This is a genomic window from Vibrio sp. 10N.222.48.A3 (assembly GCF_041475345.1).
GTDB lineage: Bacteria > Pseudomonadota > Gammaproteobacteria > Enterobacterales > Vibrionaceae > Vibrio > Vibrio tasmaniensis_A.
On the sequence record NZ_JBFRVX010000345.1, the window covers coordinates 1 to 220 of the forward strand.

Consider the following 220-nt stretch of genomic DNA (forward strand, 5'->3'; position numbering starts at 1 on the left):
ATTGATTAGGTTTAGAAAAGTTAAGAGATACTAGTGTCCCGTTCGTCTAGAGGCCTAGGACACCGCCCTTTCACGGCGGTAACAGGGGTTCGACTCCCCTACGGGATACCATCTTTAAGTATTCTCTTCTATTAGAGTATTTAAAAATGGTTCATTAGTTTGAATCAAGCTCTTTAACAATTTGGAAAGCTGACTGATTGATTTACTTACGAGTAATTCA

1 tRNA gene is annotated in these 220 nt (G+C 39.1%); it reads left to right on the plus strand.

Annotated elements, in window-relative coordinates:
• The first annotated feature begins 35 nt into the window (after nucleotides 1-35).
• A tRNA-Glu gene (locus AB4653_RS10870) sits at nucleotides 36-111 on the plus strand.
• The last annotated feature ends 109 nt before the right edge of the window (nucleotides 112-220 follow it).